Source organism: Arachnia sp. (genome assembly GCF_057238465.1).
Genome location: NZ_DBHHFZ010000008.1, coordinates 18,574 through 36,450, shown reverse-complemented (window position 1 = coordinate 36,450; position 17,877 = coordinate 18,574). Strand labels below are relative to the sequence as shown.

Genomic DNA, 17,877 nt, shown 5'->3' with positions numbered 1-17,877 from the left:
ATGCGAATCACGACAAAGGATCTGATCCAAACCGGTATCTTCACCGCGGTTTATGCCGTGGTGTACATGATTTTCAACATGACCGGGGCGATCGCCCCGGTACTCCAGGTAATCCTGGGTCCCGTCTCGATTGTGATCAACGGCATCACGTTCATGCTGTTCCTGTCACGTGTGCGCACCCCCTTCGGTCCCCTGCTGATGGTCGGCCTGCTCAGTGTGCTCCTGGTGGTGATGGGGCACCACTTCATCACGCTCATCACGGGGCTCTTCGCAGGAGCCATGGCTTCCTGGCTGGCGGCGATCTGGCCACCCGAGAAGACCGCGAAATCGGTTTGGGCCTATGCCTTCTTCTCCCTGTGGCCGATCGGCGGCTTCCTGCCGCTGCTGTTCATGCGCGATTCCATGATTGCGGACATCACCTCGCAGATGGGTCCCGAATGGGCGGGGGCGTTCAATCAGCTGATGTCAACACCCATGCTCGTGCTGTTCTCGGTTCTGTGTTTCGTTGCCGGAGCGCTGGGCGGGCTGCTGGGTCGCAAGGTGCTGAGCGGAACCTTCAAGAAGGCCGGCATTGCCTGAGGCCAGCTTCGACCCCCGGGTGCTGCTTCCCTGCTGCGTCGTGATGGTGTCGCTACTGCTCTCAAGCACCCCCCATGAGCTGGAACTGGCGGGGCTGGTGTTGTTGCTGGTGCTGCTCGTGCTGCTTCGTCGCTGGGGATCGCTGGTCGGCGCGATCACGGGCGCGTTGTTCATGCTGGGCCTGAGCCAAGCCGTGAATTCGTCCGGCTGGTCGGGACTGGCTGCGCTGTTCGCCGGTTTGAGGTTCCTGTGGAGGTATTTGCTGGCCGGGCTCTTCGGAATGGTCCTGGTGACCGCCCTGGTCCCGGCCCAGCTGTTGGCGGCGCTGCGGCGCATGCACGTGCCGAGCGCGTTCACCGTCCCGCTCATGGTGATGATCCGCTACCTTCCGACCCTCGCCGAGAACGCCCGTGCAATCGGCGATGCCATGCGGATCAGGGGTTACCTGCGGGGACCATCCGATCTGCTGCTGCGCCCCGTCAGCGTCGGCCGCTACCTCGTGGTGCCGCTCCTGGCGGGAGCGATCCGCGGAGGCGATGACCTGACGGCGGCGGCGCTGACCCGCGGCCTGGCCGTGCAGAACTCCCCGACCACGATCACCGAGCTACGGCTGACCGTGTGGGATGCGCTGCTGCTTGCCGGTACGGTGGCTGCTGTCGGTTACGGATTCGGGGTGCTGGGATGAGCAATTCCATGATCGAGGTGGCGGATCTGGAGGTCACGTACCAGTCCCGTGAGAAACCCTGCCTGCGAGACATCGGCCTGGTCGTCGAACCCGGCGAGAGCGTGTTGCTGACGGGAGGTTCCGGAAGCGGGAAATCCACCCTGCTGCGCTGCTTCAACGCTCTGATCCCGCACCTGCACCCCGCGTCGATCAAGGGTAAGGTACGCGTCGCGGGGCTGGAACCGGCCGCTGAAGGGCTCGCCGCCGTCGGCAGACGGGTTTCATCGGTGCTGCAGAATCCACGAACCCAGTTCTTCTGCTCCGATCCCCGTTCCGAAATGGCCTTCGCCAGCGAGAACTACGGCAGACCCGTCGAGGAGATCCGCGAACGCATCGCAGCGGCCGAGCGGGCCCTTTCCTTGAAACCCCTGATGGGAACGTCGATGCACCACATGTCGGGGGGGCAACGGCAACGGATAGCGGTGGGGGCGGCTCACGTGAACCGCCCCCAGCTGTATCTGCTCGATGAACCCACCTCAGGGCTGGACCGTGACAGCATCGACAAGCTGAACGACATGATCGGCACGCTGCGCGAGGAGGGGGCGACGATCCTGGTGGCGGATCATCGGCTGGCTTGGCTGGCGGGCAGAGTGGACCGGGTGCTGATGCTGAAGCGGGGTTGCCTCACCGAGGAGTGGGGTGCCGACGACTTCTTCGCCCTCGATGAGGACAGCAGACTCCGCCTGGGGCTGCGTAGACTGCACCGCACGGCTTCCCCCGGCCTGCCCTCCGCCCCCGATGAAGCCGATGGGCTACGCCTGGAGAACATACAGTTCTCCTACCGGCGCGGCACTCCGGTGCTGGACATCCCCCACGCCGTGCTTCCCCGGGGCGCCATCACGGTGGTGAGCGGGCCGAACGGGGCTGGGAAGAGCACCTTGGCGCGCGCCCTGACGGGCCTGATAAAGCCCCGGGGTGACATGGTCATGGACGGGACGAAACTTTCGGCGAAAACACGCCGCCACCGCTGTTTCCTGGTGATGCAGGACGTCAATCTCCAGCTTTTTGCGGATTCCGTACGCGAAGAGATCAGCTCGGGAAAAACGGCGCAGGAACCGACGGACCTGTTGGAACGGATGCGCCTGTCCGGGTTGGAGGAGCGCCACCCGCTCTCGCTGTCCGGCGGGCAGCAGCAACGAACCGTGGTCGCGGCCGCTCTGAACCAGCGCCGCGACATCTACGTCTTCGACGAACCATCGTCGGGCCTGGATCACGCCTCGATGCTCGCCACCGCTGATCAGTTGCGTTCCTTGGCCGACTCCGGGGCGGTGGTGGTGCTCATCACTCACGACGACGAACTCGTGGCCGCCTGCGGGGATCATGAACTGCGGCTCAACTGAGAGCTGACGCTGACCAGCGCGGGCGCCGGTCCCGGGCGTTGCCGTCCCCGCCGCCCTCTTCTAGGCAGGGGCCAGAGACGCTGCCACCCCGTCGAGGATCACCTCCAGTTTCTTCATGAACCAATCGAAGGGCGGCAGGTTGACCGCCTCAAGCTTGGCCTGGCGGATCTTCTCCCAGCCGGGGACGGGGTTCTCGTCCGGTTCATCCGGTACCCATTGCCTTTTCATGTCGTCGCGTTCTGGACCGGTTTCGGCCAGCAACCCGTCCATGTGTTCCACCCCGCGACGGTTGTCCACCACCATGTCGAAGACCAGGTCGCAGGTCAGCAGGGCGTTGCGAGCCGTGAAACCGCATTCCATCAGGAAGGAGCACAGTTCATCGGAAAGCTGCACCATCACGCGGGTGAAAACCCCTCGCGACACCTCGGTAGCCGAACCGGGATGGGCCTCCCAGAAGTGCCAGGCGAAGACGGCGTAGTCGGTGAGCACCTGCCGCCACGGCCCCTGCCGCGGGGGCATCTCCACCGACTCCATCGCCAGGCCGAGCCCCAGACGCACCAATTCGTCGCGGTCAGGCGCATAGCGGAACAAGGTGCTCTCCCCCACCCCGAGGCGTTCCCGGACTGCGGTGAAGGTCAACTGCGGGAACCCCACATCGAGCACCGCCCTGGCCACGGCCTCCCTTGTGAGGCACGGCGGACGGCCACGCCGCGTTCCTTCAGCCATCAGACCCCCTCCTTCACTGCGATCTCCGAGCTGGGACGGAAGTTGCGGAAGGCGGGATGCACCAGGACGAACACCGCAACGATTCCCAGGACCACGACGGAAACGATGACGGGCAGCGGCCGCCACCAGCCGTAGAAGAGGGTGCTGAGTGTCGGGGCGAGAACGTAGGTGAGACCGTTGGTGGCGCCGATCACCCCGGCGAGCCCGCCCTGTTCGTCGTGCTCGACCAGCATGGTGGGGCCGGAGGTGTAGCCGGGCATCGCTATGCCGATTCCCAGACCGATCAGCAGGGCCGATACGAACATCACCCAGAGTTCCGCCTCAGGCAGCATCACCACGAACCCGATGGTGCCGACCACCGCACCGACGCGCAGCAGCATCGGCGGCGCCCACTTGGTGACGGGCACGACGACGGCCTGGGCAATGATCATGCCGACCCCGATCGCCAACATGACGACACCGGACAGCTGACCGCCCGCGACCTCATCCAGATGGAACCTGTCCATGATGATGAAGCTGGCCGTGTTCTGAATGAAACCAAGGGCGGTGAAGGTGCCGAAACCCGCCACCAGGAAGGGCAGAACCCGCTTGTCCATGGGGCTCACCCGGATCGGGCTCTCCACGAGCCGACTGCCCGCCCCGCCGTGCAGGCAGGCCAGCACGAGCAGCATGGCGATCCCGATCAGCACGGGCACGACGATTATGGGGGTCAGCAGGCCGAATCCGGCCAGGGCTCCACCCACGATCGCCCCGAGGATGCTGGCGATTCCCTGCACCGCACCGACCCCGGCCATTCCCTTGACGCGGGCCGGACCCTCGGGCGTGAACTCGGCTATGTAGGCCTGGGCCGTGGGCGGCACAGCTGCGATAGCGGTCCCGAAACCGATTCCTCGCAGCAGCACGAACAGCAGGAACAAAACGGTGCCCGTGAGCAGCCCCTGCATGCCGGCGGCGGCCAGCCCGGAGAACAGGATCATGGTCACGATGCCGAGCGCCAGGGCCGCCAGGAGCACGGGTTTGAATCCCTTCGATTGGGCTCTTCGCCCCCAGAACCCGGAGGTGAGCACCACCATGACGGCGGCGGCCGAGATGGTCACGCCCAACTGCCATTCGGGCATGCCAAGCCTGCGGGAAAGGGGGGCGATGATCGGGCTGAGGGTCATCTGACCCACGTAAACGATGAGCACGGTCCCGAGCAGCAGAGGGATCTGGGACTTCGACGTCCCCTGTGGTTTGGCTTCGTTGGTTGTCACAAGGTCAACCTACATCATTTTGGAGGCGAACCGCCATAATTTGAGGATCCGCCACGAGCAGGCCGACCAGGATCATGGCGCTCCGCGCTTGCCGGGCCGGACCCGCCCGCATGAAACCATCCCTGGCGCCACCGAGCAGGGTTCCCCGAGCCCCACGGTTTCGACGCAACCGGCTCGTTGACGTTCGCGGGTCGAAACAGCCGGTCTTGACGGGGCCCGATCCGCGCCTCGCCTTCCCCCATCACACCGCGGGATCGCGAGGTTAACTTTCGGTCAGGGTTTGGATTGGTTTTGGTCAGGGTCTGGATTGACCGTCGGGCTTGAGAATGCTGAGGCTTATTCACAGGCGACGTGTCGACTAGCGAAACCCCTACTCAGAGCGCGCTTGAGGATGGCCGTGAATAAGCCTCAATGGCGAGAGAACATCTCATCACCCAACACCGGAAACGTACAGCTTAGCCAGCCTAGATGAAAGTTAACTATCATTCGATGACCTCAGTTCCCGGGGAAAATACGTGAGACGCGGAGCCTATCCGCGCGGGGCCATGTGTGAGTCTCGTCGAGGCCTTGTGTCATCCCCCAAGGACTGGTAGCGTGCAATTAATTAGCCCAACAACTTGAAGCTTGGGATGCTTCCACATCCGAACTGGCCTCCGAAGTCAACTAGTTGAAAATTGTGGGATGTGTCCCACCGTCCGGGGCGCATCCCACTTCCACCAATGATGAAGAAACTGACCCCCGAATCCTTGCTCAAAGCCCTGTCGAGCAGAGAACTGCTTGAAGTGCTTACGCAAGCCTCACGAGTGATTTCGGACCGCGACACCTGTGAATCTGTCGGGCTTCACGAAAGCTCATCAGTGGGGCTGAAGAGCAAGGCGCAGCTCTTGGCCATGGGACTCATAGTCGAACGCCACGAGAGCACGTGTATCTGTCACGACACCTTCGCAAGTGCTTACGACTTGTTCGAGAGGAATTCGCCAGTCCTTTCCGCCCTGAAACAGTACCCGACTTGCAAGGCGTTCGTTTCAGGCAGTCTCATTTCTGGCTTGCCGACCTCTCCGCGCCGATTCAAAGAGTTCTGCCAATTCGTCTTGAAAGTCCTGCCTGACAGATCAACGTTTCATGAAGAAGCGCTGAATGCATATCTCGACAGAGCCACAACATCAAGGGTTGATATTGTGGAAATCAGGAGAATGATGGTGGATGAAGGTGTCCTTCAAAGGGGCGCCGGTTCTAGAATATACAGGAGGGTTGATCAGCTATGATTGGAGTCGGCGTCACATCTCACTATCACGACTCGTCTTGCGCATTGATGGTGGATGACCAAGTTGTATTCGCTCTACAGTGAGGAGCGCCTGAGCCGTATACGCTTTGACTCGAGACTGGGCGGTTTCAACCGGTGTCTGTAGTCATTGCTGATCGGGAGCCAGGAGCCCCCAGACCACCTCGGGGAAACGCGACGCCTGCACATCGGGCGGGTACGGCCCGGGGAAACGCGACGCGGTGAGCGCCTGGAGACTGGCGGCCATCAGCCCTGCCCGCCCAGCGGGCAGACCTGCGGCCAGCAGGGTGCCGCAGGCCCCGGCCAGCACGTCGCCGGAACCGGCCTGCGCCGTCCACGCGGGGCCGGGCAGGGCCAGTCGCGCGGAGCCATCGGGTGAGGCCACCGGCTGGACCGCCCCCTTGAGGAGCACCGTCGCCTTGAACCGACCTGCGGCAAGGACCGCGGCGGCCACCGGGTCGGCCTCGATCTCGCCGCGCTCCACCCCGAGGAGCCGGGCCAGTTCACCCGCGTGGGGGGTCAGGAGGGTTTCGGCGGGCAGGTCGGCGGGCAGCAACCTGAGCGCGTCCGCGTCGATCACCAGCGGCACCCGCCGCTCCAACGCATCCCGGAGGCGGGCCGCGGCATCGGCCAGGGCACCCCAACCCGATCCTGCGACCACGGCCTGGACCTGCCCATCGGCGAGCACGACGCTCGGAAACCGCCCCACCACGAGGTCGCGGGGAGCGGACCCGAGATAGCGCACCATCCCGGGACCGGTCCCGAGCGCGCCCGCGATCGCCAGCAACGCGGCCCCCGGGTACTGCGGCGACCCGGCGTCGATTCCGACCACGCCGCGCGTGTACTTGTGGCTCTCCGCCCCCGGGACCGGCCACCAGGCCGCGATCTCCCCGGCGGTCACGACACCGGTCACGCCTCGCACACCACCGTCGCGGTGGCGAACCCGCCGTCGTGGGAGATGCTGAGGTGGATTCGGGTGACGCCCAGTTCCGCCACCCGTTCGGCCACGGTTCCGGTCACCACGAACGAGGGCGCCCCGGCCTCGGACCTGATCACCTCCACATCCAGCCAGTTCATGCCGCCGGGGCTGCCGAGCGCCTTGGCGAGAGCCTCCTTCGCCGCGAACCGTGCGGCCTGCGACTGCACGGGAAACGCCCGCTCCCCAGACGTCAGGATGCGCTCGGCGATCCCGGGGCGACGCCTCAGCATCGCCTCGAACCGCTCGATGACGCACAGGTCCGTGCCGATGCCGACGATCATGGCCCCGCCCTGGGTTACTCCACCGTCACCGACTTGGCCAGGTTGCGGGGCTGGTCGACGTCGTGGCCGCGGAGGGTGGCGACCTCGCAGGCGAACAGCTGCAGCGGCACGATGGCGGGCAGCGGCTGCAGCAGCGTGGAGACGTGCGGCAGCTCGATGAAGTGATCGGCGTGGGCGCGGGCGTCGGCGTCGTTGGCCTCCGCCAGCACGATGGTGCGGGCGCCCCGGGCGCGCACCTCCGCGATGTTGGAGATCACCTTGTCGCGCAGCTGGTCGCGGCTGTGCGGGGGCACCACGACGAACATCGGCAGGCCCTCGCTGATCAGGGCGATCGGGCCGTGTTTCAACTCGCCGGCGGCGAAACCCTCGGCGTGGATGTAGGCCAGCTCCTTGAGTTTCAGGGCACCCTCAAGGGCGACGGGATAGCCGACGTGGCGTCCCAGGAACAGGATCGAGGGTTCGTCCTTCAGCTCGGCCGCCAGGTTGAGGACGTTCTCCTGGGCGTCCAGGAGCTGCTGCAGCTCCTCGGGCATCCGTTCCAGCTCCTTCAGCACCCCGCCGATCTCGTCGGCGTATTTCGTGCCCCGCACCTGCGCCAGGTAGAGGCCGAGGAGGTAGCAGGCGATGAGCTGGGTGGTGAAACCCTTGGTGGAGGCCACCCCGATCTCCGGTCCGGCGTGGGTGTAGATGACCGCGTCGGATTCGCGCGGAATGGTGGCGCCGTTGGTGTTGCAGATCGCGACCACCTTGGCGTGCTGCTCGCGGGCGTGCCGGATCGCCATGAGGGTGTCGGCGGTCTCCCCGGACTGGGAGATCGTCACCACCAGGGTCGTGGGGTCGATGATGGGGTCGCGGTAGCGGAATTCGCTGGCCAGTTCCACCTCGCAGGGGATGCGGGTCCAGTGCTCGATGGCGTACTTCGCCACCAGTCCCGCGTAGAAAGCGGTGCCGCAGGCCACGACGACGATCTTGTTGATGCTTCTCAGCTCCTCGGGGCTGATGCGGATCTCGTCGAGGACGATCTCGCCGAGCTCGTTGGTGCGCCCGAGCAGGGTGTCGGCCACCGCGCGGGGCTGCTCGAAGATCTCCTTGCGCATGAACCAGTCGTAGCCCTGCTTCTGGGCCGCGCTGAGATCCCAGTCGACGTGGAAACTGCGGGTGTCGGCGGGGGTGCCGTCGAAGTTCGTGACGACCACTCCGCCTCGGGTGAGCTCGACGATCTGGTCCTGCCCCAGTTCCACGGCGTCGCGGGTGTGTTCGATGAAGGCGGCGACGTCGGAGGCGAGGAAGTACTCGCCGTCACCGATGCCCACCACGAGCGGCGAGTTGCGGCGGGCCGCGACGATCCGGTCCGGGTCGGCGGCGTCGACCGCCACCAGCGTGAACGCGCCTTCCAGGCGGGCCACGACCGCCTGCATGGCGGAAACCAGGTCGGCCCCGGCCGCGACCTCGCGGGACAGCAGTTGGGCCGCCACCTCGGAGTCGGTCTCGGATACGAACTCGACATCCAGGTCCTCCCTCAGGACCGTGTGGTTCTCGATGATGCCGTTGTGCACGATGGCGATCCGGCCCGCCATGTGCGGGTGGGAGTTCGCATCGGTGGGCGCCCCGTGGGTGGCCCAGCGGGTGTGGCCGATGGCCGTTCCCGATTCCGGCAGCGGGTTGGCCTCGATGGCGGCCGCCAGGTTCGCGATCTTGCCCGCTTTCTTGCGGGTGTAGAGTTCACCACCGGCAACGACGGCGATGCCAGCCGAGTCGTAGCCGCGGTATTCGAGTCGACGAAGCCCGTCGATGACGATCTGCCGCCCGTCGCGGCTTCCGAGGTATCCAACGATTCCACACACGTTGGCAAACTGTACATCAAAACTGCACGTTTCTTGACCCTCACCTTCGCGCCACCCATTAACCACCATCGTCGAGATTTCATTGACGATTGGCCGGGCGAGACCCCGCGCGGCCTCGGGACGGTCCGCGGCGGCAGCGGCTCACTGGGCCGGTGGGGCCACGACCCGTGCCTCTATGCTTCCCGTATGGACTTCTTCAACCTCTACGCCCAGGGGTTCGCGCGGGTCGCCGCCGCAACACTGCCCGTCGCCGACTTCGACCCGGCCAGCAACGCGGAACGCACCATCGCCGCCGTACGGCAGGCCCACGACCAGGGCGTGGCGGCCCTGGTGTTCCCGGAACTCTCACTCAGCGGCTACGCCATTGACGACCTGCTGCTCAACGACTCGCTGCTCGACGCCGTCGTCGAGGCGGTGGCCCGGATCGCCGCCGAGACAGCGGAACTCGGCCCACTGTTCGCCGTCGGGGCACCGGTGAGGCTGCGACACCGGCTGTACAACTGCGCGGTGGTGATCCACCGGGGCCGGGTGCTGGGTGTGGTGCCGAAGAACTACCTGGCGAACTACCGCGAGTTCTATGAGAAACGACAGTTCGCCTCCGGTGAGGGGAGCCCCGGCGACTCCGTGCTGATCCCCGAGTGGAGCGACGAACCGATCCCGTTCGGCGGCGAACTGCTCTTCTCCGCCACGGACCTGCCGGACCTGAAGATCCACTTCGAGATCTGCGAGGACCTGTGGGTGCCGATCCCACCCAGCCACGAGGCGGCCCTGGGGGGAGCGACGGTGCTGATGAACCTGTCCGCCTCCCCCATCACGATCGGCCGGGCCGCCGACCGGCGGGCCTTGGCAGCCGCGGCGGCCAAGCGCTGCCTCGGGGCCTACGTGTACGCCGCGGCGATGTTCGGGGAGTCGACGACCGATCTGGCCTGGGACGGCCACACCATGATCCACGAGATGGGTTCCCTTCTCGCCGAGGGCGAGCGTTTTCCCCACGAGGCGCAGCTCACCGTCGCGGATGTGGACCTGGACCGGATCCGGCAGGAACGGATGCGGCAGGGCTCCTTCGACGACAACCGGCAACGGTTCAGCAGCTTCTTCTCCACCATCGAGTTCGAGGCCGTCCCGCCGAGCGGGGACCTCGGTCTGCTGCGGCCCCTGGACCGCTTCCCCTTCGTCCCCAACGACCCCGACCGCCTGGAGCAGGACTGCTACGAGGGCTACAACATCCAGGTCTCGGGTCTGGAGCGGCGGATGCTGGCCATCGGTGGCGGGGACCCGGCGCGGGCGCCGAAACTCTGCATCGGCGTCTCGGGGGGCCTTGATTCCACCCACGCGTTGATCGTCGCGGCGAAGGCCTGCGACCGGCTGGGCCTGCCCCGCACCCACATTCTGGCCTGGACGATGCCGGGGTTCGCCACGACCGAGCACACCCGCAGCAACGCGCAGGCCCTCTCGGAGGCTCTGGGGGTGAGTTTCGCCACAGTCGACATCCGCCCCCTGGCCACGCAGATGCTCGCGGACCTCGGGCACCCTTACGCCGAGGGCGCCGACACCTACGACATCACCTTCGAGAACGTCCAGGCGGGGATCCGCTACGACTTCCTGTTCCGCGCCGCCAACCATCACGGCGGGATCGTCGTCGGCACGGGTGACCTGTCGGAGCTGGCCCTGGGATGGTGCACCTACGGTGTGGGCGACCACATGAGCCACTACGGGGTCAACGCGGGTGTGCCGAAGACCCTCATCCAGCACCTGATCCGCTGGGTCATCGCTTCCGGCCAGTTCGACGAGCAGGTGAACGAGGTGCTCGACTCCGTGCTGGGCACCGAGATCACCCCTGAACTGATCCCCACGAAGCCGGGTGAGGTTCCGCAGTCCACCCAGGCGACGATCGGCCCCTACGAGTTGCAGGACTTCACTCTGTACCACCTGCTGCGCCACGGCCTGCGTCCCCGGAAGATCGCGTTCCTGGCCCATCACGCATGGCGCGACGCGGCCGCAGGACACTGGCCGGCAGGGCTTCCCGAGGAGGATCGTCACTCCTACGACCTGGCGGCGATCCGTCACTGGCTGGAGGTTTTCGTGCGGCGTTTCACCACGAACCAGTTCAAGCGCAGCACCCTCCCGAACGGCCCGAAGGTGGTTCCCGGCGGTTCCCTGTCGCCGCGCGGCGACTGGCGGATGCCCTCCGACGTCGGGCCGCGCATCTGGCTCGACGAGATCGCCCGCGATGTTCCGCAGGCCTGACCCCTTGGTCCGACCAACTTGGCGACGCCCTGCTAGCATTTTGGGCGACTCGGCCCATCCCGATGGAGTGAAGAAGTGTCCCGACCCTACGTGGTGTTGCGACGAGGCGCCTGGGCCTCGCTGGCGAACAACACCGAGATCGACCTCGACGAAGCCACTCTCGAGCGGCTGCGGGGTCTAGGCGATCCGACCTCCGCCGAGGACGTGGCCGAGATCTACCGTCCCCTGACGCAGCTGCTGCACCTCTACATCGCCAATGCCGGCCGGCTGCGCGAGGAGTCGAACCGGTTCCTGAACCTGAAGGTGCGCCGCACGCCTTTCGTGATCGGGGTCGCCGGTTCCGTGGCGGTCGGGAAGTCGACGACGGCGCGCCTGCTGCGGGAGCTGCTGCGGCGCGCCCCGGGAAACCCGAAGGTGGACCTGATCACCACCGACGGTTTCCTGCTGCCGTCGGCGGAACTGGATAAACGGGGCCTGATGGCCCGCAAGGGATTCCCCGAATCCTACGACCGCCGGGCGTTGCTGCAGTTCGTGATCGACGTGAAGTCCGGGGAGCCCCGCGTGACGGCCCCGGTCTACAGCCACATCATCTACGACATCGTCCCGGACGAACAGACGGTGATAGAAAACCCCGACATCCTGATAGTCGAGGGCCTCAACGTGCTGCAGCCCGCCCGCGCGGACGCACAGGGCCGTTCGGGCGCCACCGTGAGTGACTTCTTCGACTTCTCGGTCTACGTGGACGCCGACGAGGCCGACATCAAACGATGGTTCCTGGAACGTTTCATGGTGCTGCGGGACACCGCCTTCCACGACCCCCAGAGCTTCTTCAAACGCTTCACCCAGCTGAGCCGCGCGGAGGCGCTGCAGTTCGGCAGCCACATCTGGAACACCATCAACGGGCCGAACCTGCGCGAGAACATCGAAACCACCCGGGACCGGGCCACCGCAATTCTCCGCAAGGGCCCGGATCACCGGGTGCAGACCATCGCAATCCGGAAGGTGTGATGCTCGCCGTTCAGACGGCGAGACGTTTCTTGACGAGGGCCGCCAGCCGTTCGGCCACCTCACGGGCCTGGGCATCGGTCGGGGCCTCGACCATGACCCGCACCACCGGTTCGGTGCCGGAGGGCCGCAGCAGGACGCGCCCCGATTTTCCGAGTTCGTGGCTGGCGTCGGCGACGGCGGCGGTGATCTCGTTGTCGATCCCGGCGCGGAGCTTGTCGACGCCACGGACGTTGATGACCACCTGGGGAAGTTTCGTCATCACCGAGGCCAGTTCCTTCAGGGACTTGCCGGTGGTCGCGACCCGCTTGGCCAGGTGAAGGCCGGTCAGGACCCCGTCGCCGGTGGTCGCGAACTCGTTCATGATCACGTGCCCGGACTGCTCCCCACCGAGGGAGAAGCCGTTGGCGCTCATGGACTCCAGCACGTAGCGGTCACCGACCTTGGTCTGGTCGATGCGGATGTCGTGTTCGGCGAGGGCCAGTTTCAACCCGAGATTGCTCATCACGGTGACGACGACGGTGTTGGAGGCCAATCTGTGGTCCTCCTGCAGGGCCAGGGCGAGGATCGCGAGGATCTGGTCGCCGTCGATGAGGTTGCCCTCGTGGTCCACCGCGAGACACCTGTCGGCGTCACCGTCGAAGGCCAGGCCGAGGTCCGCCGACGACGAGAGCACCGCCTTCTGCAGGTCCTCGGGATGGGTGGAGCCGCAGCCAGCGTTGATGTTGATGCCGTCCGGGGACGCATGGATGGCGGTCACCGATGCCCCAGCCGCCTCGAAGGCAGCGACGGCGGTCTCGTAGGAGGCACCGTTTGCGCAGTCGAGCACGATGGTCAGGCCTGCCAGGGGTTTGTCGGCCCGCAGCGACTTCACCAGGTGGGCGAGGTAGGACTCGACGGCCTGGTGCTGGTCGATGATGCGCCCCACCTTGTCGCCGATGGGCCGCCGCCACTCCTCCCCCATCCGTTCCTCGATGGCGTCCTCCAGGGAGTCGTCGAGTTTCACGCCGCCGCGGGCGAAGAACTTGATGCCGTTGTCGGGCATGTCGTTGTGGGATGCGGAGATCATCACCCCGAGGTCGGTGCGGTACTCGCCCACCAGGTAGGCGGCCGCCGGGGTGGGAACCACCCCTACGCGCAGCACGTCGACGCCGGCGCTGGCCAGCCCCGCACAAACCGCGGCCTCCAGGAACTCACCGGAGGCGCGGGGATCGCGGGCCACCAGCGCGGTCGGTTGACGCCGCCCGAAAACCCCGGCCTCGCCGAGGATGTGGGCGGCCGCCACCGACAGGTTGAGGGCCAGTTCAGCGGTAAGTTCCTGATTCGCGACGCCGCGCACGCCGTCGGTTCCGAAGAGTCGAGCCATGCAGGCAAGCTTAGAGGCTCCACGAATGGGCACAGATCACCGCTCCAGTTCGAGGTGGGATCCTTGCCGCATGGCCACCCCCGCAAGACGCGCGGCACTCCACGACGCTTCGCAGACCGCGCTGTTGGGGCCCGTCGTCGCAGCGTCCCGAGGGAGGTCACCGGGCCCGGATTGCCTTGAGAGCATTCAGTTTCGTGGCCCGCTGGGCCGCCGGGAAACCCGCGACCACACCGGTCAACGTGGCGAACACCACCGCCGAGAGCAGCAGCCAGAACGGGATTACCGAGATCGCGGTGGCCTCGCCCGGGGCGAGGATACGATCCGTCAACGAACTTCCCAGGGTTTCGTTCAGCACATGTGGCAGCAACAAACTGGCGCCTGCGGCGAACAGCCCTCCCAGCAGCCCTGCGCCCGCCGCTTCCAGCAGGAAGAGCCTCCGGATGTCGCGCCGCGTCGCGCCCAGCATTTTCATCACCCCGATCTCGCGGGTACGTTCGTAAACGCTCATCGTCATCGTGTTGGCGATGCCAACGGCGGCCGCCAGCAACGAGACGGCACCGACTCCTCCGAAGATCGCCTGGACAAACACTGGCCGCTCCTGTGCCTGCCTGATCATTTCGATGGGGGCGCTGGCCTCGTAGCCGCTCTCCCGCAGGTGCTTCAGCAAAACTTCCGCCTCCCGCACCGAACCGGCCTCAAGCACGAAACCCGAGTACAGGAAAGTACCCTTCGCCCTGCCCTCGGGGATGGTTTCCTGCCCCGGCAGCACCTTGCCGGAAAGGGTCTTCTTCAAGACCTTGACCGTCTGGTCGAGATTAGCCCAGGCAATGTTGGCGTTCGTCTCGGGGGCCACCTTTTGGCCTTTGAGCACTCCGGTGATGGTGGCGTTGAGTTTCTGCCGCGGCGCAGCGGAGGGAGAAACCCCGGTTCCTTCCCGGCCCGACACCGGGGTCGTTCCACCTGCGATGTCCAGTTTCACCGTTCTTCCGGTGAGCGGCATCCCGTCAACCGTGGGGCTCCCGCTTGTTCCAGAGTTGGCGAATGCGCCGTAGAACTTGTGCCCGACCGCGATCTGCAGTTGGCTTCCCGCCCCCGGCAGCTTCCCTTCCGCGATCTCGAACCCCTGATGGTCCATCGCGTAGGCGGGAATCGCCCGGATCCGAACGGAACCGTCGACGCCGCCGATTCGCACGGAGGCTTTAATGTCATAGAAAGGCCAGGCCCGTTCCACGCCCGGGATACGACGGAGTTCGAGCAGCGTCGCCTCGTCCATCCGCTGCTTCTGGCCACGGGAGGCGCCCTGCGGCACCCCGGTCACCTCCACCTGTCGCAGGTTCGCCTGCTTTTCGATGAAACCGTCCTGGACCGCGGCGAGCCCGATCCCGAGAGAAATCATCGCCACCATCGCGGTGATACCGATCAGCACTCCCAGCACCGTGAGCGATGCCTGAGATTTCCGCCGCCACAGCGCCATCAACGCCGTGGACAGCAGATCCGGGAAACGCATGGTTCAGCGTCCCAGGTCGACCAGCGGGTCGTTGCCGAGGAGATCGGGGTCCGAAGTTTCTCCCCGACGGCTCCTTCTCCGCAGCAAACTGATGGTGACGATCAACGCGGCGATCCCGACAACAACCGCCCCGCCAACCCAGTAGACCCATGGTTCGACCACGATGCCCTTCTCCTCCTGCTCCGGCGGGGACACACTCTCCGGGTTGGACTGCTGAGGCGCCGGCACTGGATTCACCGTGAGGTTGATCTCCTTCTCCAGGGTGGTGGCATTACCGAACTCGTCCTCGTAGGTGATGACGGCCTTGACGGGACCGGCGTGCTCCACGGTGCCGATCAGCGACAACTCCACGTTTCCGGCCGCCCCCGGCTCGATGGAGCCTATGAACTGGTCCCTGGCCTCCACTCCCTGTCCCTCGGCGACGGAAACACGGGTGTTGTACAGCTTGGTCTTACCCAGGTTGTTCACGCTGAACGTGGCGATGGCTTCCTGTCCCGGGATGACGGACTCGGGTGAGACGGTGGATGAGCTCACGTCGGCCCGCGACGGCTGCGCGACCATCACGGAGATGGTTTCGCTGGTGGAGAACGCGTTGGATTCGGTGTCCTCGTACTCAACGGTGAGGGTCATGGCGTAGGGGCGGTTCTCCAGCGTCGGGAGGGCGTGAAAGGTCATCTTCTGTTCGTTGGTTCCCCCCGCCTTGATGGTTGGGACGTACAGCGACGACGACCCTTCGGCGGGCAGGAAGGCCCCCTCCGCCTGGGAGAGCGACACCTTCAAATTGTTGACGCGCGCCTTCTTGGACATGTTGACCAGAGAGAAGGACAGCGTGAACGACCCGCCCGCGGGCACGGATTGAGGCGCCGTTGCGAGACTCTTCAGCATCACCCTGGGAACCGAGACTCCCGTCCGGGCTCCGGAGGGGGTTCCTCCGGCCTCGCCCGATCTGTTGGAACTCCTGGGGCTGGATTCCGCACCGGGCTGACCGGATGTCGTGGCCTTGGGCACTGAGGAGGTCTTGTTCTCCTCGGCGACGGTGTCTCCCGGCCCATCCGCCCGTGCGGCACCGGGCACCAGGAAAACTCCGAACAGCATCGCCAACAGAAGGGCGAGAAGGCTGGCTTTTTTCATGCAGGCCCCCGGAGGTCATCGTGTTCAAGGTGGGTGATGTCGGTGATGCGGCCGTCACTGATGGAGACGACGGTGTCGGCGAAACCGGCCAGGTGCGGGTCGTGAGTGGCCATCAGCCAGGTCTGTCCCGACTGGTGGATCAAACGCCTGAACAGCAGCAGCGTCCGTTCCGCGGTTGACGAGTCCAGATTGCCGGTCGGCTCGTCGGCGAGCACCAGCTCGGGTCCGGTCACCATGGCCCTGGCGATCGCGACTCGCTGCCGCTGGTCGCCCGACAACCGGCCGGGCCTGTGGTCCAGGTGATCCTCCAACCCCAGCGCAGTCAGCAGCTCCCGCGCCTTGGCGTCGCGGCGTGCTCTGGGCTGCCCCAGGAGGGACAGGGGGAGGGCGACGTTCTGCGTCGCGGTCAGGGATGGCAGCAGGTTGGAGAACCGGAAGAGCAGCCCGACCTGTTCCCGCCGGTGGGTGGCCAGCTGGTTCTCGTTGAATCGGTGCACTGGTCGGCCGTTGATCCAGATCTCCCCCGCGGTGGGTTTCTCCAGTCCGGCAAGCATGTTCAGCAGAGTCGACTTGCCTGCTCCGGAGGCGCCGGAAACGGCCGTGAAACCGCCGCGGGGAATCTCCAGGTTCACATGACTCAAGGCGGTTACGCATGATTCACCGACCCGGTAGGACTTGCCCAGGTCCCGGGTTCTCACCAGCGGCCCTGCCGGTTCAGCGGTAACCATTCCGCTCCCTTCTTGCTTGACGTACGTTAACTGCCCTTGGTGCCTGATGGCAAGCTCTCCGGAACACCGGTTCAGGGATTCCAATCAATAAGGCTTGTCAGCTGCGGTCATCGCCGCTGACGAGCCGGTTTCATTGTTCTCCGGATACGCGATCCAAAACGGTCTTCGACAGCCCAGTATCAGGACGAGGACGGATGCCGGCATGGACAGCTCCAACCCCCACGACCCGCTCCACCCGGCAGCGGAACCGCACCCCCACCCGATCCGCCTCACCACCCCTGTCCTACACTGGCCCTGCCTGCCCCATGCAGGCTCGGCCGCAAGGACGGGGAAGCCGGTGAGAATCCGACACTGACCCGCAACCGTGACGCCCCAGGGGCGAAGTCGGAGCACCGTCGCAGCCGGGAAACCCGTCAACGCCGTGGACTGCGTTGGGTGCAAGACCACCCCACCGGGCCACTGTAGCTCCGGAGGGGAGTTGAATCGCAAGCTTGCCGTCTCCTTGGCCGCCGCGATCGCGGCGGTGAATCTCTGCGCCCTGTCCTCCCCCGCCTGGGCCACCTACCGGGACGGCTGGTGCCGCGAGGGCGAGGGGCAGACGGTGGTGGTGGACTGGACCCCGGTGGGCGGAAGCGGCTCGGAGGCCACCACCTTGGTGCGCTGCATAGCACTTGTTGAGGGGGGCGGCTATCCCGTGGATGAAGGAGATTGGCGCACCAGTCCATTGTCATCCGCGGGGATTCCTTGGGATGCAACCGGCAGCCTGGTAGTGACCATAAACGGCATCACCGCCCATCTCCCCGAATACTGGCACTATTCGGCAGGTAAAGTGGAAAATGGCAAGGGGGCTTGGGGTAATGCGTCCCCCGATCCCGTGGTCAATTC

At 65.7% G+C, this 17,877-nt stretch carries 14 protein-coding genes, 1 pseudogene and 1 riboswitch; of the genes and pseudogenes, 6 read left to right on the top strand and 9 right to left on the bottom strand.

The window, feature by feature from the left end; all coding sequences use genetic code 11:
* From ACO6D6_RS09405 to ACO6D6_RS09395, 3 genes are read left to right on the top strand one after another with little or no spacing between them, the layout of a single operon-like run.
* Positions 1-579 carry an MptD family putative ECF transporter S component gene (locus tag ACO6D6_RS09405; RefSeq protein ID WP_484785003.1) on the top strand — a complete coding sequence of 193 codons (579 nt, stop codon included), beginning with the start codon at positions 1-3 and terminating at the stop codon, positions 577-579.
* The gene (locus ACO6D6_RS09400; RefSeq protein ID WP_484785002.1) at positions 572-1,264 is read left to right on the top strand and encodes an energy-coupling factor transporter transmembrane component T; all 693 of its coding nucleotides are present in this window, start codon (positions 572-574) and stop codon (positions 1,262-1,264) included. The genes ACO6D6_RS09405 and ACO6D6_RS09400 overlap by 8 nt, the downstream gene beginning before the upstream one ends.
* Positions 1,261-2,643, top strand: a complete 1,383-nt coding sequence (locus ACO6D6_RS09395) for an ABC transporter ATP-binding protein (RefSeq protein ID WP_484785000.1) — start codon at positions 1,261-1,263, stop codon at positions 2,641-2,643. The genes ACO6D6_RS09400 and ACO6D6_RS09395 overlap by 4 nt, the downstream gene beginning before the upstream one ends.
* A 60-nt stretch (positions 2,644-2,703) precedes the next feature.
* Here the strand turns inward: ACO6D6_RS09395 and ACO6D6_RS09390 are convergent, their stop codons facing one another.
* Positions 2,704-3,369, bottom strand: a complete 666-nt coding sequence (locus tag ACO6D6_RS09390; protein ID WP_484784999.1) for a TetR/AcrR family transcriptional regulator — start codon at positions 3,367-3,369, stop codon at positions 2,704-2,706.
* The gene (locus ACO6D6_RS09385) at positions 3,369-4,622 is read right to left on the bottom strand and encodes an MFS transporter (protein ID WP_484784998.1); all 1,254 of its coding nucleotides are present in this window, start codon (positions 4,620-4,622) and stop codon (positions 3,369-3,371) included. Before ACO6D6_RS09385 ends, ACO6D6_RS09390 begins: the two co-directional genes overlap by 1 nt.
* Positions 4,623-5,341: 719 nt before the next feature.
* Between ACO6D6_RS09385 and ACO6D6_RS09380 the strand changes: the two genes are divergently transcribed.
* Positions 5,342-5,887, top strand: coding sequence for a DUF2087 domain-containing protein (locus ACO6D6_RS09380; RefSeq protein ID WP_484784997.1), 546 nt, complete (start codon positions 5,342-5,344; stop codon positions 5,885-5,887).
* 144 nt (positions 5,888-6,031) lie between these two features.
* Here ACO6D6_RS09380 and ACO6D6_RS09375 read toward each other — a convergent pair.
* The 3 genes and pseudogenes from ACO6D6_RS09375 to glmS form a co-directional block, all read right to left on the bottom strand.
* Positions 6,032-6,793 (bottom strand): annotated as a pseudogene (locus tag ACO6D6_RS09375) (ADP-dependent NAD(P)H-hydrate dehydratase); the annotation flags it as partial.
* 20 nt (positions 6,794-6,813) lie between these two features.
* The gene (locus ACO6D6_RS09370; RefSeq protein WP_484784996.1) at positions 6,814-7,164 is read right to left on the bottom strand and encodes a holo-ACP synthase; all 351 of its coding nucleotides are present in this window, start codon (positions 7,162-7,164) and stop codon (positions 6,814-6,816) included.
* Positions 7,165-7,178: 14 nt separating this feature from the next.
* Positions 7,179-9,008 (bottom strand): glutamine--fructose-6-phosphate transaminase (isomerizing), encoded by a 1,830-nt coding sequence (gene glmS / locus ACO6D6_RS09365; RefSeq protein WP_484784995.1) that lies wholly within the window; start codon positions 9,006-9,008, stop codon positions 7,179-7,181.
* Between the two features lie 186 nt (positions 9,009-9,194).
* Here glmS and ACO6D6_RS09360 point away from each other — a divergent pair, with 186 nt between their 5' ends.
* Together ACO6D6_RS09360 and coaA are read left to right on the top strand one after the other, a co-directional pair.
* Positions 9,195-11,255: an NAD(+) synthase gene (locus ACO6D6_RS09360; protein WP_484784994.1), complete on the top strand. Its 2,061-nt coding sequence runs from the start codon at positions 9,195-9,197 to the stop codon at positions 11,253-11,255.
* A gap of 75 nt (positions 11,256-11,330) precedes the next feature.
* Positions 11,331-12,263 (top strand): type I pantothenate kinase, encoded by a 933-nt coding sequence (gene coaA, locus ACO6D6_RS09355; protein WP_484784993.1) that lies wholly within the window; start codon positions 11,331-11,333, stop codon positions 12,261-12,263.
* Positions 12,264-12,273: 10 nt separating this feature from the next.
* Here the strand turns inward: coaA and glmM are convergent, their stop codons facing one another.
* The 4 genes from glmM to ACO6D6_RS09335 all read right to left on the bottom strand — a co-directional run bounded on the left by glmM (position 12,274) and on the right by ACO6D6_RS09335 (position 16,992).
* Positions 12,274-13,626, bottom strand: coding sequence for a phosphoglucosamine mutase (glmM, locus tag ACO6D6_RS09350; protein WP_484784992.1), 1,353 nt, complete (start codon positions 13,624-13,626; stop codon positions 12,274-12,276).
* 157 nt (positions 13,627-13,783) lie between these two features.
* Complete coding sequence (locus tag ACO6D6_RS09345) at positions 13,784-15,133, bottom strand: ABC transporter permease (protein ID WP_484784991.1); 1,350 nt, start codon at positions 15,131-15,133, stop codon at positions 13,784-13,786.
* A 3-nt stretch (positions 15,134-15,136) separates the two neighbouring features.
* On the bottom strand, positions 15,137-16,264 hold the full coding sequence (locus tag ACO6D6_RS09340; RefSeq protein WP_484784990.1) for a COG1361 family protein: 1,128 nt from the start codon (positions 16,262-16,264) through the stop codon (positions 15,137-15,139).
* Entirely contained in the window at positions 16,261-16,992 is a 732-nt protein-coding gene (locus ACO6D6_RS09335) for an ABC transporter ATP-binding protein (protein ID WP_484784989.1), read from the bottom strand. The genes ACO6D6_RS09340 and ACO6D6_RS09335 overlap by 4 nt, the downstream gene beginning before the upstream one ends.
* 278 nt (positions 16,993-17,270) lie before the next feature.
* A riboswitch (cobalamin riboswitch) is annotated at positions 17,271-17,424 on the top strand.
* Positions 17,425-17,877 lie beyond the last annotated feature (453 nt).

What these genes read in the sequence shown, in the direction of transcription:
- ACO6D6_RS09405 (WP_484785003.1), top strand. Translation starts at nt 1, where the DNA reads ATGCGAATCACGACAAAGGATCTGATCCAAACCGGTATCTTCACCGCG.
- ACO6D6_RS09395 (WP_484785000.1), top strand. Translation starts at nt 1,261, where the DNA reads ATGAGCAATTCCATGATCGAGGTGGCGGATCTGGAGGTCACGTACCAG.
- ACO6D6_RS09390 (WP_484784999.1), bottom strand. Translation starts at nt 3,369, where the DNA reads ATGGCTGAAGGAACGCGGCGTGGCCGTCCGCCGTGCCTCACAAGGGAG.
- ACO6D6_RS09380 (WP_484784997.1), top strand. Translation starts at nt 5,342, where the DNA reads ATGATGAAGAAACTGACCCCCGAATCCTTGCTCAAAGCCCTGTCGAGC.
- ACO6D6_RS09370 (WP_484784996.1), bottom strand. Translation starts at nt 7,164, where the DNA reads ATGATCGTCGGCATCGGCACGGACCTGTGCGTCATCGAGCGGTTCGAG.
- ACO6D6_RS09360 (WP_484784994.1), top strand. Translation starts at nt 9,195, where the DNA reads ATGGACTTCTTCAACCTCTACGCCCAGGGGTTCGCGCGGGTCGCCGCC.
- glmM (WP_484784992.1), bottom strand. Translation starts at nt 13,626, where the DNA reads ATGGCTCGACTCTTCGGAACCGACGGCGTGCGCGGCGTCGCGAATCAG.
- ACO6D6_RS09345 (WP_484784991.1), bottom strand. Translation starts at nt 15,133, where the DNA reads ATGCGTTTCCCGGATCTGCTGTCCACGGCGTTGATGGCGCTGTGGCGG.
- ACO6D6_RS09340 (WP_484784990.1), bottom strand. Translation starts at nt 16,264, where the DNA reads ATGAAAAAAGCCAGCCTTCTCGCCCTTCTGTTGGCGATGCTGTTCGGA.
- ACO6D6_RS09335 (WP_484784989.1), bottom strand. Translation starts at nt 16,992, where the DNA reads ATGGTTACCGCTGAACCGGCAGGGCCGCTGGTGAGAACCCGGGACCTG.